Source organism: Flagellimonas olearia (assembly GCF_004150225.1).
Lineage (GTDB): Bacteria > Bacteroidota > Bacteroidia > Flavobacteriales > Flavobacteriaceae > Flagellimonas > Flagellimonas olearia.
The window spans coordinates 202,953-217,593 of record NZ_ML142908.1 but is presented as its reverse complement, the minus strand read 5'-3'; the positions used below and the strand labels follow the sequence as shown (position 1 = coordinate 217,593).

The window sequence follows — 14,641 nt, the reverse complement described above, 5'->3', positions numbered from 1 at the left end:
CTATACATTTAAAATTCCTCCATCTATGGTTATTGCGGTACCAGTGATCCATGAACTATCTTCTGAGACCATAAAAAGTGCAAGTTTTGCTATATCTTCAGGAGTTCCCAGCCGTTTCAGCAAAGTGGCTTCCTTTGCCTTTTCCACGGCCGTCTCCGGGTTGTTGAAAGCTTTTGCGGAATCCCATAGCAGAGGCGTGTCCACCGGCCCCGGACAAATGGCATTTACCCTTACTTTTGGGGCATAGTCCACGGCCATTTGCTTCATCAATGCCAAGGCTGCGGCCTTTGAAGCACAATAGGCGGGGTGGTTGGGAAAACTCTTGAATGCTGCTATGGATGCGTTGATCAAAATATGGCCCTGTTCCCCGTTTTGCAAATGGGGCACTGCATATTTCGATAGGTAAAAAATTGAACTCAAATTGGTGTTGATGGTTTTGTGCCATTCAGAAATGGGAAGTTCCTTGACATTTCCAAGGCCCAGGATACCGGCGTTCAGGGAAAGCATATCCAATTTCCCGAAGCGCTCCATTGCCGTTGACACCAATTGTTCGTTATAGGATGGGTCGGTAATGTCACCAGCCAAGAACACTGCTTTCGCGAGTTCTTTTTCCAAGGCTTGGCCACGTTCCTGATTACGACCGGACAGCACCAATTTGGCGCCCTCCATGGAGAAGGCTCGAGCTATGGCTTTTCCCATACCACTGGTGGCTCCGGTAACAATACAGACCTTGTCCTTTAGTTTCATGATAGGGTTTCCAATAGTTTTTTGAATACAAGTTGTACAGCGAACACCCTGTTATGGGCCTGTTCCACGACCAAAGACTGATCGCTATCCAGCACGGCATCGTCCACAACCATATTTCTTCTTACGGGAAGGCAATGCATAAACTTGGCCTTTCCCAATTTCTGTTCTGTCATGGTCCAGTCAAGGTCCTTGCTCAACACTTGACCATAATCCGAGTAACTGCTCCAGTTCTTTACATAGACAAAATCGGCGTCTTCCAAGGCCTTGTCCTGATCATACTCTATATGACACCCTTTTGTAATATCCGGATTGAGTTCATATCCCTTTGGATGTGTGATTACAAAATCGGCATCTTGGAGTTTCATCATATCCACAAATGAATTGGCCACGGCATGGGGCAATGCCTTGGGATGCGGAGCCCACGACAAAACCACTTTGGGTTTTGGTTTTTCATTGTGTTCAGCTAGGGTAATGGCATCAGCCAAAGCCTGCAAAGGGTGTCCCACGGAACTTTCCATGTTTACCACCGGAATGGAAGCGTACTGGGCAAATCCATTGATGACCTCTTCGGCTTCATCCTTGGCTTTGTCCACCAATCCGGCAAAGGCCCTAATGGCCACAATGTCACAATATTGGGAAACCACCCGTGCAGCTTCCTTGATATGTTCCGATGTGCCTTGATCCATAACGGTTCCATCTCCATACTCCAGGGCCCAGCTCTCATTGCCAAAATTCATGATCATCACCTCCATTCCCAATTGCATGGCCGCTTTCTGTGTGCTCAAACGCGTACGTAGACTGTTGTTGAAAAAAAGAAGACATACGGTCTTCTGCTTGCCCAAATCCTGAAATTGATACGGGTCTTTCTTTAAAGTAATCGCTTCATCTACCCATACGGGGAGAGAATCTATATCGTTTATGGAAAGGTAGTTTTTCATTTCAATACAGTTTTGAGGGCTTCAAAAAATAGGTCGATGTGCTCTTTGGTAATGTTCAATGCCGGTAAAAACCGAAGCAATTTTTTGTTTTTGGCACTTCCCGTGAAAACATGTTGGTCATAGATCATTTTCTTGCGTAACTCGGCCACTTCGAAGTCAAATTCCAGTCCAATCATCAACCCTCTGCCCTTTATGCTTTTTATTTGAGGGATTTCGGAAGCTTTTTCCTTAAAATAAGCACCCAAACTAGCCGCGTTGGCAATCAAATCTTCATTTTCAACGACATCCAGGACTGCCAAACAGGCCGCACAGGCCAAGTGGTTTCCACCAAAGGTAGTGCCTAAAAGTCCATATGAAGGCTTAAATGTTTCATGGAGCAGCACACCGCCCACAGGAAAGCCATTTCCCATGCCCTTGGCAATGGTTATGATATCGGGTTGGATATTGTGGTGTTGAAAGGCGAAGAACTTCCCACTTCGGCCATACCCAGACTGTACTTCATCCGCAATCAGGACCACATGGTTTTCCTTGCATTTTTGGGCAATGAACCGATAGAATTCCGTGGAAGGTTCATCCAATCCACCAACTCCTTGTATGGCTTCCAGAATCACCGCGCAATACGCATCGGAGGTGATGGCTTGCTCAAAAGCATCAAAATCATTCAAGGGAAGAAAGGTCACTTCCTGTTGCTGGTTGATGGGGGCATTGATGCTGGGATTGTCCGTAGCGGCCACTGCTGCCGAGGTCCTGCCGTGGAAACTGTTCTTGAACGAAATCACTTTGGCCTTCCCGGTATGGAAAGAGGCCATTTTTAGCGCATTTTCATTGGCTTCGGCTCCTGAATTGCACATGAACAGGTCATAATCCGTGCAATCGGACAATTTTCCCAATTTTTCTGCGAGTTCCTCTTGAAGTGGGTTTTGCACGGAATTGCTGTAAAACGCCATCTTATCAAGTTGGTCCTTGATCTTTGCCACATAATGTGGATGCGTGTGCCCAATGGAGATTACGGCATGACCCCCGTAAAAATCCAAATATTTTTGCCCCTTATCGTCCCATACCTCAATGCCTTTGGCAGATACAGGGGTAACATCATAAAGAGGATATACGTCAAATAATTTCATAATCTTTTTACTGGTCACCTCGAACGGATTCGAGAGATGGTTTTTTATGGTTGAAGGTCAATACTACGCTCGACCTCATATTGTTTTATCCTTTTTTAATCTGGCTTATCTTCTCATATGAGCTCACGATTCCGCGAATCAGGGAAGAGCTCAATCCTTGGTGCTCCATTTCATTCAAGCCTTCAATAGTACACCCTTTGGGGGTGGTTACCCTATCAATTTCTTCTTCGGGGTGGCTTCCGGACTCGATCAAAAGGCTTGCGGCACCGTTGCAGGTGTGCATGGCCAACTCTTGTGCTTCCTTGGCATCAAACCCCAACTGAATGGCTCCTTGGGTAGTGGCGCGTATCAAGCGCATCCAAAAGGCAATACCGCTTGCGCAAATAACCGTAGCGGCCTGCATTTGTTCCTCGGGAATTTGCATGGTGTGTCCCATACGGTTAAAAATGGCCTTGGCCAAATCAACCCGTTTTTTACCCAACTCATTGCTACAGATACAGGTCATGGATTTGCCTACAGAAATGGCCGTATTGGGCATGCTACGGATGATGAATTTGTCCGCGCCTATAATCTCTTCAATTTTTGGAATGCTAAATCCTGTGATGGTACTGATTACCACATGTTTTTCTGAGAGCAGGCCCTTGACGTCCTTGAGAATAGTGGCAAAATGACCGGGTTGTACAGCAAAAATCAAGATATCGGAATTTTTTACCGCTTCTTGGTTATCCGAAGTCACCGTGACGTTTCCGTACTTTTCAAATTCTTGGATGGATTTGGTATTTCTCTTGGTGAGGTACATGGTGGTGGCCCCATTGCTGTGCAAAATGCCCTTGGCAATGGACAATCCCAAATTTCCTGTTCCTATGATGGCTATTTTCATTTTTTCTTAATTAGGGGTCTCGTATCTCGATTACGCTCGATATGACAGCTCGACCAAAATTACTTTTAAAATACTCCTGCTTTTAACAATAGACCTTCGGTTTCTGGGAAACCGAACATCAGGTTCATATTTTGCACTGCCTGACCGGATGCGCCTTTCAATAAATTGTCGATGGCAGAAGTGATCAGGATCAAATCCTCATGCTGGTGCAGGTGGATATGACACTGATTGGTATTCACCACTTGCTTTAGGTGGATGGGTTCATCGGAGACATGCGTGAAAACCGCGCCTGCATAAAATGCTTTGAACAAGGCTTTGGCGTCTTCCAAACTTCCGTCAAAGGCGGTATAGGCCGTGGCCAATATTCCCCTTGTGAAGTTTCCGCGGTTTGGCAAGAACAAGAGTTTACCCACAGGATTTCCGTAGGAGTCCAGGCTCTCCCCAATTTCCCCCAAATGTTGGTGCGAAAAGGGTTTGTACCAGGATACATTGTTGTTTCTCCAGCTAAAATGGGAGGTGGACGATAACCCTACCCCTGCACCGGTACTTCCCGTTACGGCATTGATGTGCACCTCATTTTTCAACAGCCCTGCTTTGGCCAAGGGCAACAATCCCAATTGGATCGCAGTGGCAAAACATCCAGGATTGGCAATGGCGTCAGCGGATATTATGGCCTCCTTGTTCAGTTCGGGAAGTCCGTACACAAACTCTTTTCCATTAAAATGGGCATCGGCCTTTAGCCTAAAGTCGTTGCTGAGGTCTATGATCTTGGTGTCTTTTGAAAAGGTGTTCTCCTGTAAAAAAGAGGTGGAATTGCCATGTCCAAGGCATAGAAAAACCACATCCACATTTGGATTCACCTCGCCGGTAAAGGCCAAATCCGTCAGTCCCAAAAGGTCTTGATGGGCCGAGGCAATGGGTTTTCCGGCCCTAGTGGTGCTGAACACAAAGTCAATTTCGGCTTGGGGATGGTTCAATAGGATTCGGATAAGTTCCCCACCAGTGTATCCGGACCCGCCTATGATGCCTGCTTTAATCATTGTTTTGGTTTACGTGGTTCGCAATTTTACCGGAATTGGATAAAATTTTAATGAATCCTTTGGCATCATCGGCCGTCCAGCCCTTGTTCATTTCCCCATAACTTCCAAAGGAAGCGTTCATAAGGTCATGGTCTGAAGCAATTCCGTTGAGTTCAAATCGGTATGGGTGAAGCGTGACAAAAACGTCGCCGGATACATTCTTTTGGGTATCTGTCAAGAACGCTTCGATGTTTCGCATCACTTCATCCAAATAGTTTCCTTCATGCAACAACATGCCATAAAAATTGCCCAATTGCTCTTTTTGGTATTGTTGCCATTTGCTCAAGGTGTGTTTTTCCAAAAGATGGTGCGCTTTGATGATAATCAAAGGTGCGGCCGCCTCAAAACCAACCCGCCCCTTGATGCCAATAATGGTATCACCCACGTGGATGTCCCTGCCAATGGCATATTTGGATGCAATGGCCGAAAGCTTTTCAATATTGGCCACGGGAGTATCCTTTTCCCCATCCAAAGCCACAAGCTCTCCTTTATTAAAGGTTAATTTTAGTTCTTTGGCCAGCTCTTTTTCCAGTTGACTGGGGTAGGCGCTATCCGGGAGGGGCAAATGGGATGTCAAGGTTTCCTCGCCTCCCACGGAAGTTCCCCATAAACCTCGGTTGATGGAGTATTTTGCCTTTTGCCAAGAATAATCAATACCATTTTGTTGTAGGTAGTTGATTTCCTCTTCCCGGGCCAATTTTTTATCCCTGATCGGAGTGATGATTTCAATCTCAGGGGCCAAAATTTGAAAGATCATATCAAATCGCACTTGATCGTTTCCGGCACCGGTACTACCATGGGCAATATATTGTGCCCCTACTTTTTTGGCATGGTTTACAATTTCGATGGCCTGTACAATCCGTTCCGCACTTACCGAAAGGGGATAGGTATTGTTCTTAAGGACATTTCCGAAGATGAGGTACTTGACCACTTTTTCATAAAATGTGGCAATGGCGTTGATGGAGGTATAGGAACTTGCGCCAAGGGCCAGGGCCTTCTCCTCGATTTCCTTGATTTCTTCCTTGCTGAAGCCACCTGTGTTCACACTTACGGCGTGTACTTCAAAACCTTGGTCCTGTGAAAGATATTTTGCGCAATATGAGGTGTCCAATCCACCGCTATAGGCCAAAACTAATTTTTTCATGTTGTATTTCTTCTATTAATTGATGTTACGAAGGCAGTGGAAAGTATACCATTCTCGACTGCGCTCGAACTGACATTTATTTTTGTTTCTTTTTTAGGAAGAGGGCTTCTTTGATTTTTTTCAATCTTTGAAAGGCCTTTTCGTTCCATTTTTTGGTTTCCGGTTTTTTGGAATTTGGATCGTACAGCATGCCGGTGCACAGGCACATTTTTTGTTCTGTGCGGGTAAGAATGTCAAAATTCTTACAGGTCTGACAGCCTTTCCAAAATTCAGGGTCATCGGTCAGCTCAGAAAATGTAACGGGTTTATAACCCAGTTCATAATTCATTTTCATCACGGCCAACCCTGTGGTGATGCCAAATATTTTTGCTTCGGGGAATTTTTTTCGGGACAGGTCAAAAATGGCTTTTTTAATTTCCTTGGCCAATCCTTGGTTTCGGTAATCTGGATGTACGATCAATCCAGAGTTGGCCACAAAGTCCTTGTTGCCCCATACCTCTATATAACAGAACCCTGCGAACTTGTCTCCGTCCAGGGCAATTATCGCGTTCCCATTTTGTAAGCGCTTCATGATGTACTCTGGGGTACGTCTGGCAATACCGGTACCTCTGACCTTGGCAGATTCCGTAATGGTATCACTTATGATAGGAGCGTATTTAAAATGTGATTCGTTAGCAACTACAATTTCCATTGCAAGCGTTTAAACTGATAAAAAAATTAGTGAAAGATGTTGGTTGTTTTTGCGGAAATGGACTCACCTATTTCCATAAATCATGCTGCACCCTTACGGGCGACGGCGGGGAGAAAATGGACGTACTGGAGCAGGGATGCTCAACGTGTTTGCTATGTATTGTTGTCCTTTCATTTCGGGGTTAAAAGTACGAATTAATTCCAATTGACCTAAAAACCGATTTAATTTTTAGGGAAATATAACTTTTTTGAACCTTTAGTTGTCATTTCATAAATAAAAATGCCCATCACCAGAATGTATTCAAAAGCCAATAACCAAAGATTCTCCTTGTAATCGGGGTTGGAATAAGCCTGATAGCTCAGTACAATGGCAAAAGACCACACCAGAGGAAAGCGGTATTCGGTGAGGATTGCAATGCCCAAAAGAAATACAATATACCAAGGATGCACCGTGCTGGACATAAAGTAATACAAGGAAAGCGCAAGTAGTATGGAGGTTATTAGGGTCTGTAGGTTTTGGTTTTTCCTAAGGAACGTGAGCAGAAGGATAACAATGGCCATTATTTTGATAACCACTGTACCGTATGATTTGATTAACTCCCAAGGTTTTGCCTCATAAAAATGCACCGCTATTTTTTTGATTCCGTTGTAGATTCCGGCATTGAATTCAAAATTGGAAAACCATAGTCCAACAGTATCGGAATAATTTTCTAGAAAAGATGGGGAGTAAAAGGGAAGGAGCAATACTATGCAACCCAACCCCACCAAAACATAGAAGGTTGCACTTTTTTTGAGCCCCAAGTATTTCAACAAAATGGGCAAGAAGAGTATGGGGACCAATTTCACCATTATGGAGATGGCGTACAGCGGAGCTGCCCACCACCATTTGTTGCAAGAAAACAGGTATAGGGCCCACAGAAAGAAGAAGAGCATGGTGCCTTCAAAGTGAAGGTTTCCAGTAAGCTCAATAATGACCAATGGATTCAGAAAATACCAGAAAGCCATGTGACCTGGCCTGTTGAGCTTTTGGAGTAGTTTCCTCCCAAAATAGAGGGCACCCAAATCGCCCAAAATACTGATCAAACGTAGGGCAATGATGGAGCCGAGCATGCTGCCACCGCCCAAAATGGATGCCAAGGCAAAGAAAAGTTGGTTTACCGGGGGGTAATTGCTATAATGTTTGGCGTGAATGCTTCCCATGCCAGCATAAAGTTCATCTGCATTTGCAATGCTGAAGTTGGATTGCTCCATAAGCTGGTTCGGGGTATGCAAATAGGGGTTAATGCCATTTTTGATAAGCTCCCCATCCCAAATGAACCGGTAGAAATCTTGGGAAAGATTGGGTTCGGCAATAAAGAAAATCAACCTAAAAAGAATTCCCGCCACCAAAAGGAACTTAAAGTTCCATTTTTCAAATTGGATGATCTTGTAGCAGAAAAAGAACAGCCCGCAGAAGAGGGTCAGCAGTTTTATATAGTCGGTACGATGCAGGTCATAGGCGAAACTGGCATAGAACAACATACTCCCGATGACAAGGAGTATCGGGTATTTATGCAGACGCCAGTAAGATAGCATGGCTTATGCCTTGGAGGTCAATGATTTGAAGAATACAAAGCCAAAGCCTAGGAACAACATCAAATGGAATGGGAAAAGTCCATAATCATTCAATGGGATGGCGCTGTACATGCCAAACAGGAAATAGACCATTAGGGCAAATTCCAAAATCATGTTGGGCGATAGTTTCTTGGCCAAATATTTGTTGCCCTTCCATGTATCGGTAAGGTTGTTGATGTTGAACTTGGGCGTACGCACAAATTCACTGCGCTTGCCCAAATGCCCTTCCAAAACGGCAACCGTGTTGTGCAAAGAGAAGCCCAATGCTACCGAAAAGAAGGTGAAAAAGAGTTTGATGTAGTCCACAAAATTATCAAAGCTACTGCCTTGGATACTCTTGTAGGTGAACCAATAGCAGACAAACAGGATAATGGTACTGACGATAAAGAAACTGGTCACCTCAAAGATCCAACCCAAATGCCCATACATGTTTTTGATGTACAGCATGGGGATGCTCAATAGGGCAACGATGAACACGCAGAGGAACATGGAACTGTTCAACAGGTGCATGACCCCATGGAATTTGGTTTTAAAAGAAATATTTTTGGCAGTGATCACGCTCCAGACTGTTTTTCTGAAGTTTTCCGCGCCACCTTTGTTCCAACGGAACTGTTGCGAACGTGCAGCACTGATCACTACGGGAAGCTCGGCAGGGGTCTCAACATCCTCCAAATATTTGAACTTCCAGTTTTTCAATTGGGCACGGTAGCTAAGATCCAAATCCTCGGTCAAGGTGTCACCTTCCCAGTTGCCGGCATCCAAAATGCACTGTTTTCTCCAGATGCCCGCGGTACCGTTAAAATTGATGAAATGTCCTTTGGAGTTTCGTCCCACTTGTTCCAAGGTAAAGTGTGCATCCAAAGCAAAGGCCTGGATACGGGTAAGGGTAGAATAATCACGGTTGATATGCCCCCAACGGGTCTGTACCACACCGATTTCCTCATCCTTAAAGTAGGGAACGGTTTTTTTGAGCCAGTCGCTTTCTGGAAGGAAGTCCGCATCAAAAATGGCAATGAACTCTCCTTTGGCTATGGCCAAACCTTCTTTTAAGGCACCGGCCTTATAGCCTTTTCGGTTTTCCCTTCGGATATGTTGGATGTCCAATCCGGTTTTTTGGAGTTCCTCTATGCGTTTTGCGGTTTCAATGACCGAGTCATCGGTGGAATCGTCCAAGACTTGAATTTCCAGCTTGCTTTTGGGGTATTCTATTTTGGCAATGTTGTCCAACAAGCGCTCCATTACGTATTCTTCGTTGTAGATGGGTAGCTGTATGGTAACAAAGGGAATTTCCTTTGGATCTAGCAGGTTGAACTTTGGGGCCTCTTCGTTTCTTTTTTTGTAGCCGAGGTAATTGATCAAGAGATTCAATTGGGCCAAGCTGTAGAAGAAAATCAAAATCAAGGCGGTACTATAAATGGCAATGATGATAAGAGCGATAGTAAGTCCCATGTTATTTTATGCTGTATTTAAAGATCCAACCCAAGATTTTTATGCCTGCAAATATAGTACCTTTTACCGTTCCTGAAACTTTTGACACGCCTATTCGTTGTTTGTAACGTACTGGTACTTCGATATATGTCATTTTTTTTCTCAAAATTTTTAGCTGCATTTCCACGGTCCATCCATAAGTCGTGTCCTGCATCCCCAATTCTTTGAGTTTTTCGTATTTAATTGCCCTAAAAGGACCCAAATCCGTAAATCTGGACTTAAATAACAATCGCATTAAAAAAGTGGCCAACCCATTGCCAAAAACCTGTTGCGGGGTCATGGAACCTGGCTCCCGAAGCGCTTTTTTTCGCGCACCTACCACAAAATCAATATTATTCTCCAGAATTGGGGCAACTACGATATCCAGCTCTTCTGGATAATCAGAGTAGTCTCCATCAATAAATACGATGATATCGGGTGCTTTGGATTGTTTGGATATGTAATCTATTCCTTTTAGGCAGGCAGAGCCATATCCTTTGCGGGTTTCGGTGATAACGGTGGCCCCAGCTTTTTGGGCATTTACTATGGTATTGTCGATAGATCCATTGTCCACCACAATGATTTCAGAAACATGTTTCGGCAATTCGGAAACCACCTTGCCTATGGAATCTCCTTCATTGATTGCGGGAATGATCACCTTGATGTTGGCCATAGGCATTCTTTGGATTTATCTTGAGGTTGCCAAAACTACACTATTCCACCGATTTTTGACTTGATGGATATAATCCAATGGAAATTATTTTTGGTTCACCAAGTCCATGAGGTCAACGTCGTTCCCCAACAACACTTGGTTGCTGTCAATACGCCCTTTCTGTGGACCATTTTCCAATTTTAGCACCCCTCTTGGGCAGACCGCTGAGCAGATGCCACATCCCACACAGCTGGAACGGACAATGTTCTCCCCTTTCTGGGCATAGGCACGGACATCAATTCCCATTTCGCAATAGGTGGAGCAGTTTCCGCAGGATATGCATTGGCCTCCGTTGGTGGTGATGCGGAAACGGGAGAACAAGCGTTGTTGAAAACCCAGTATGGCGGCCATGGGACAGCCAAATCTACACCAGACCCGGTTTCCAAAAATGGGGTAAAACCCGGTTCCGATCACTCCGGAAAAAATACTGCCGATCAAAAAGGAATAGGATTTACGGAGGGTTTCGGATTTGAACAGGAACACATGTCCCTCCCCACTAAAAAAATGGAATCCGATCAAGGCCATAATAATGACAAAATAACCAATGGCCCCATATTGTGCATCTTTTTGAAGCTGCTCCCTTTTGAAGAGCATTACCCAACCAAAGACCAAGGTCAATAAGGTAGCTACACCTATTAAAAAGGTGCTTTTGGTAAGCCAATATTTGTTTGTGTCCGTTCCCAAATAGGAGTAGATGACTGCAGTGGTCATGAGGGTCACAAAAACCACTACGCTGTGTACCACCCATCGTTCAATTCGCCATGCCTTTACAGATTTGTCGCTGAGTTGTCGGAAGGAATCCCCGGCAGTTTCGGCCAATCCACCACATCCGCAGACCCAGGAACAGTACCAACGTTTCCCGTATTTGTAGGTGAGGATGGGCGTAATCACAAAGATGGAAAGAATGCCAAAAATCAACAGGGCAAAGCCAATATCCCCAGAACTTAAAAATCCTTTGATGCGATACCCTTCAAAATTATAGTAATTGAGGGGCCAGACATTTTTAAGGTCGTAGTAGGGCAGACTGCCACCATTTAATAGTTTATCACCGTTCAAACGGGCCATCAATTCTGGAATGATAAAGGCAAAGGCGGTTTGAAAGAGCATCACACTGAACGTTCGTAAGCGTTCGTAGCGATTGTGACGATATTTCCACAAAAACTTCACCCCAAAGGCCAAAATGGCCACCGTGTATAGGGTTCCATACACAAACCATTGGCTGGCCGGGTTCCCGCTCAAGGCCTTGCTGAGGGGGTCGAACAGGGCAATGACCCCTTTGTTGTCGCCTTTACTGACCAACCCCAAATATTCTGGATAAAAATAAAGTATGATATAAAATCCAGTGAGGGCAATTCCCGCTATCCAGCCCCAAAGCCCTTTACTGGAAATGGATTTGAACCAAACCCCATCATTCTTAATACCAGGAAGTTTTTGGGAATAGGCTTCCCATGAAAACCAGAGGATACCCGAGAACAGCGCGGATAACGAAATGGTCAACCAGAGTGTCTTGTTGGGGAAGGAGACATTAAAGGAGGCCAATAGCATCACGGCCAAACCGAACATTCCCACCACGGTGGCCAATTTTTGGTTCTGGGTAATAGTTTTAGGCGGTTGGCCGGTAAGGGCCATACTTCTGTCGTACGTGCTCATACTATGGGCTTAGGCAATTTGGAATATGCGTTTTAAACTTTTCTTTTTGGGTTTGATGGAGGTTCCGAAATCAACATTGTACTTGGAAACAATATCAACTTCATATTTTCTATAGAATTCTGGGTCGAAATTGGCATCGGCCAAGTGTTCCAGGACAAAATCCACGGTACGCTCTTCATTGAGCCAACGGTCAAATAGCTCATGCCGCATTCGGATACCAAAGGTATTGATGCCCAAAAACTGCTTGGAATCTTGGTGAAAGGCAACCGTGATACAGATTTTTTCCTCTGGATGTCGCCAGTGGAAATGCATTTCATGGGCTTCCTTTCTCCGCTCGGAAAATACCCAGCCATAAGTTTGGTACTCAATGTCCAAAAACTTGGCGGAGTTGAACCAGTGACCGGGATTATAGGCCATCCGGTTCCCGCATATGGTCTGGGCCAAGGTTTCGCCCATCATACGACCGGTGTACCAAACCGCTTCAATGGGTCTGCGGTTGCCAATGGCCTCATGTTGCTCGGCACAATCGCCAATGGCATAAATATCTTTGATGTTGGTTTCGAGGAAACGGTTCACCTTGACACCGCGTCCCAGTTCAATGCCGGAGTCTTTTAGGAAATCAATATTGGGCGTGACCCCCGCGGTAAGGCCCACCAAATTGCATGGGATTTCTTCATTGGTGTCGGCAATGATCACGGACTTTACCCGTCCATTTTCATCCGAGACAATTTCTTTGAGGTTGGTGCCCAATCGTAAATCAATATGGTGCTCCAAGATATGTTCGTTGATCATTTGGGATTCTCCGGAAGGCAGCACCCCGTTCCAAAAACTGGTCTCGCGTACCAAAAAGGTAACGGGAATATCCCTACTTTGGAGCATTTCTGCCAATTCAATACCGATCAATCCCCCGCCCACGATCACAGCCCTTTTACAAGCTTCCTTGTTGGGCGCATTCACTTCCAAAAGATCTAAGTCTTGCTTGGAATACAGGCCCTGGGCTCCGTGAAGGTCCTGTCCGGGCCAACCAAATTTATTGGGTTTGGAGCCTGTGGCAATGATGAGCTTATCATAATGTAGGGAGCTTACGTTGTCTATGGTGAGTTTCTTTTCTTCTGGATTGATATGGGTAACGTAGCCCCGTACCAATTCTATCCGATTCTTTTCCCAAAACCAATCTTCATAGGGTTGAATGTGCTCGAACTTCATATGGCCCATATACACATACATGAGGGCCGTTCTGGAAAAGAAATGGTCGGTTTCCGCAGAAATGATGATGATGCGCTTATTGGATAGTTTGCGGATATGCCGCGCTGCCGTGACGCCGGCTATCCCATTCCCAATAATGACAATGTTCTCCATAGGATTAGATTGATTGTGGCTATTGTGTCGTTTTTAAAGATAGGAACTTAACCCTTTGGGTTAATTTAGAAAGGTTTTAATTAACAGGAACCTAACCAATAATGGATTATTTTAGGGAAGTACATTTCAAAATTATGGTGCGATTTACATTTTTATGGTGCCTTATCCTTTTTTCCTGTAGTGGGCAAAAGCAGGAGAAAATCAATGGGATTAGTTTTGTGGGATCTCGCGAAGAAGTATTGCAGGACCATGTGAACCCTGTTCTGGATATCCATGCCAATTATGCAGCGGTAATGCCCTTTGGTTTTATAAGGGATGTGCAATCTCCCGAGTTGGTTTTTGATACGGAGCGCCAATGGTATGGAGAGACCAAGCGCGGGGCCAAGCAATACATAGATATGTTGCACCATAATGGGATCAAGGTAATGTTGAAGCCCCAAATATGGATTTGGCGTGGAGAGTTTACAGGGAATATGGTCATGCAGTCCGAGGAGGACTGGCAGGCTTTGGAGAATGCGTATGCCAAATTCATTCTGGCGTATGCCCAACTGGCCCAGGAAGCACAATGTGATATGTATTGTATTGGTACCGAACTGGAGGAGTTTGTAAAGAACCGGCCCGAGTTTTGGCAAGATTTGATTCTAAAAGTGAAAAAGATCTATAAGGGCAAACTAACCTATGCGGCCAATTGGGACGAATATACGCGTACCCCGTTTTGGGACCAGTTGGATTTTATTGGAGTGGATGCGTATTTTCCATTGTCTGAGGATCGGGAGCCTTCCCAGGAGCAATTGCGAAAGGGTTGGCAGCCTTGGAAAGAACAATTGAAGGCGCTGTCCGAAGAGTTTGAAAAACCCATCCTTTTTACGGAGTTTGGATACAGGAGTATGGATTATACCGGGAAGAAACCCTGGTTGGTGGACCGGAACCAAATGGAGGTGAATCTGGAAGCCCAAGCAGCGGCCACCCAAATGATTTTTGATGAGTTTTGGGATGAGGATTGGTTTGCCGGGGGCTTTGTCTGGAAATGGTTTATACATCATGAGAGGGCAGGGGGGCATGCCGACAACAGATTTACACCCCAGAACAAACCTGCAGAATCGGTGATACGAAAACACTACGCCCGGATTAAGAAATTGAGGCCCCAAGGTTAAGGAAAGGAATTGTTAAGAATTTTCCCATAATCAGGCACGAGCATAGCTATTTTTTTGCCATATTTGTAGAGCACCCTCCCCAA

At 44.9% G+C, this 14,641-nt stretch carries 13 protein-coding genes; 1 reads left to right on the top strand and 12 read right to left on the bottom strand.

What is annotated here, in order from left to right; all coding sequences use genetic code 11:
* The 12 genes from DN53_RS06235 to DN53_RS06180 form a co-directional block, all read right to left on the bottom strand.
* Positions 1-747, bottom strand: coding sequence for an SDR family NAD(P)-dependent oxidoreductase (locus DN53_RS06235; RefSeq protein ID WP_129653536.1), 747 nt, complete (start codon positions 745-747; stop codon positions 1-3).
* Entirely contained in the window at positions 744-1,685 is a 942-nt protein-coding gene (locus DN53_RS06230) for a Rossmann-fold NAD(P)-binding domain-containing protein (RefSeq protein ID WP_129653535.1), read from the bottom strand. Before DN53_RS06230 ends, DN53_RS06235 begins: the two co-directional genes overlap by 4 nt.
* The gene (locus tag DN53_RS06225) at positions 1,682-2,809 is read right to left on the bottom strand and encodes an aspartate aminotransferase family protein (protein WP_129653534.1); all 1,128 of its coding nucleotides are present in this window, start codon (positions 2,807-2,809) and stop codon (positions 1,682-1,684) included. The genes DN53_RS06230 and DN53_RS06225 overlap by 4 nt, the downstream gene beginning before the upstream one ends.
* Positions 2,810-2,894: 85 nt before the next feature.
* Positions 2,895-3,689 (bottom strand): pyrroline-5-carboxylate reductase, encoded by a 795-nt coding sequence (gene proC, locus DN53_RS06220; protein WP_129653533.1) that lies wholly within the window; start codon positions 3,687-3,689, stop codon positions 2,895-2,897.
* 65 nt (positions 3,690-3,754) lie between these two features.
* Positions 3,755-4,729, bottom strand: a complete 975-nt coding sequence (gene argC / locus DN53_RS06215; RefSeq protein WP_129653532.1) for an N-acetyl-gamma-glutamyl-phosphate reductase — start codon at positions 4,727-4,729, stop codon at positions 3,755-3,757.
* The gene (locus DN53_RS06210) at positions 4,722-5,912 is read right to left on the bottom strand and encodes an argininosuccinate synthase (RefSeq protein WP_129653531.1); all 1,191 of its coding nucleotides are present in this window, start codon (positions 5,910-5,912) and stop codon (positions 4,722-4,724) included. The genes argC and DN53_RS06210 overlap by 8 nt, the downstream gene beginning before the upstream one ends.
* A gap of 76 nt (positions 5,913-5,988) precedes the next feature.
* Positions 5,989-6,603 (bottom strand): GNAT family N-acetyltransferase, encoded by a 615-nt coding sequence (locus DN53_RS06205; RefSeq protein ID WP_116216291.1) that lies wholly within the window; start codon positions 6,601-6,603, stop codon positions 5,989-5,991.
* 221 nt (positions 6,604-6,824) lie between these two features.
* Positions 6,825-8,177, bottom strand: coding sequence for a polyprenol phosphomannose-dependent alpha 1,6 mannosyltransferase MptB (gene mptB / locus DN53_RS06200; protein WP_129653530.1), 1,353 nt, complete (start codon positions 8,175-8,177; stop codon positions 6,825-6,827).
* 3 nt (positions 8,178-8,180) lie between these two features.
* Positions 8,181-9,665, bottom strand: coding sequence for a cellulose synthase family protein (locus DN53_RS06195; protein ID WP_129653529.1), 1,485 nt, complete (start codon positions 9,663-9,665; stop codon positions 8,181-8,183).
* A gap of 1 nt (position 9,666) precedes the next feature.
* Positions 9,667-10,356, bottom strand: coding sequence for a glycosyltransferase family 2 protein (locus DN53_RS06190; protein ID WP_129653528.1), 690 nt, complete (start codon positions 10,354-10,356; stop codon positions 9,667-9,669).
* A gap of 84 nt (positions 10,357-10,440) precedes the next feature.
* Positions 10,441-12,045, bottom strand: coding sequence for a 4Fe-4S binding protein (locus DN53_RS06185; protein ID WP_129653527.1), 1,605 nt, complete (start codon positions 12,043-12,045; stop codon positions 10,441-10,443).
* A gap of 9 nt (positions 12,046-12,054) precedes the next feature.
* Positions 12,055-13,404 (bottom strand): NAD(P)/FAD-dependent oxidoreductase, encoded by a 1,350-nt coding sequence (locus tag DN53_RS06180; RefSeq protein ID WP_129653526.1) that lies wholly within the window; start codon positions 13,402-13,404, stop codon positions 12,055-12,057.
* Between the two features lie 134 nt (positions 13,405-13,538).
* Here DN53_RS06180 and DN53_RS06175 point away from each other — a divergent pair, with 134 nt between their 5' ends.
* The gene (locus tag DN53_RS06175) at positions 13,539-14,558 is read left to right on the top strand and encodes a glycoside hydrolase family 113 (protein WP_129653525.1); all 1,020 of its coding nucleotides are present in this window, start codon (positions 13,539-13,541) and stop codon (positions 14,556-14,558) included.
* Positions 14,559-14,641 lie beyond the last annotated feature (83 nt).

Excerpts from the sequence above, each read along its gene's own strand:
- DN53_RS06235 (WP_129653536.1), bottom strand. The coding sequence starts at position 747 with ATGAAACTAAAGGACAAGGTCTGTATTGTTACCGGAGCCACCAGTGGT.
- DN53_RS06230 (WP_129653535.1), bottom strand. The coding sequence starts at position 1,685 with ATGAAAAACTACCTTTCCATAAACGATATAGATTCTCTCCCCGTATGG.
- DN53_RS06225 (WP_129653534.1), bottom strand. The coding sequence starts at position 2,809 with ATGAAATTATTTGACGTATATCCTCTTTATGATGTTACCCCTGTATCT.
- proC (WP_129653533.1), bottom strand. The coding sequence starts at position 3,689 with ATGAAAATAGCCATCATAGGAACAGGAAATTTGGGATTGTCCATTGCC.
- argC (WP_129653532.1), bottom strand. The coding sequence starts at position 4,729 with ATGATTAAAGCAGGCATCATAGGCGGGTCCGGATACACTGGTGGGGAA.
- DN53_RS06210 (WP_129653531.1), bottom strand. The coding sequence starts at position 5,912 with ATGAAAAAATTAGTTTTGGCCTATAGCGGTGGATTGGACACCTCATAT.
- DN53_RS06205 (WP_116216291.1), bottom strand. The coding sequence starts at position 6,603 with ATGGAAATTGTAGTTGCTAACGAATCACATTTTAAATACGCTCCTATC.
- mptB (WP_129653530.1), bottom strand. The coding sequence starts at position 8,177 with ATGCTATCTTACTGGCGTCTGCATAAATACCCGATACTCCTTGTCATC.
- DN53_RS06195 (WP_129653529.1), bottom strand. The coding sequence starts at position 9,665 with ATGGGACTTACTATCGCTCTTATCATCATTGCCATTTATAGTACCGCC.
- DN53_RS06190 (WP_129653528.1), bottom strand. The coding sequence starts at position 10,356 with ATGGCCAACATCAAGGTGATCATTCCCGCAATCAATGAAGGAGATTCC.
- DN53_RS06185 (WP_129653527.1), bottom strand. The coding sequence starts at position 12,045 with ATGAGCACGTACGACAGAAGTATGGCCCTTACCGGCCAACCGCCTAAA.
- DN53_RS06180 (WP_129653526.1), bottom strand. The coding sequence starts at position 13,404 with ATGGAGAACATTGTCATTATTGGGAATGGGATAGCCGGCGTCACGGCA.
- DN53_RS06175 (WP_129653525.1), top strand. The coding sequence starts at position 13,539 with ATGGTGCGATTTACATTTTTATGGTGCCTTATCCTTTTTTCCTGTAGT.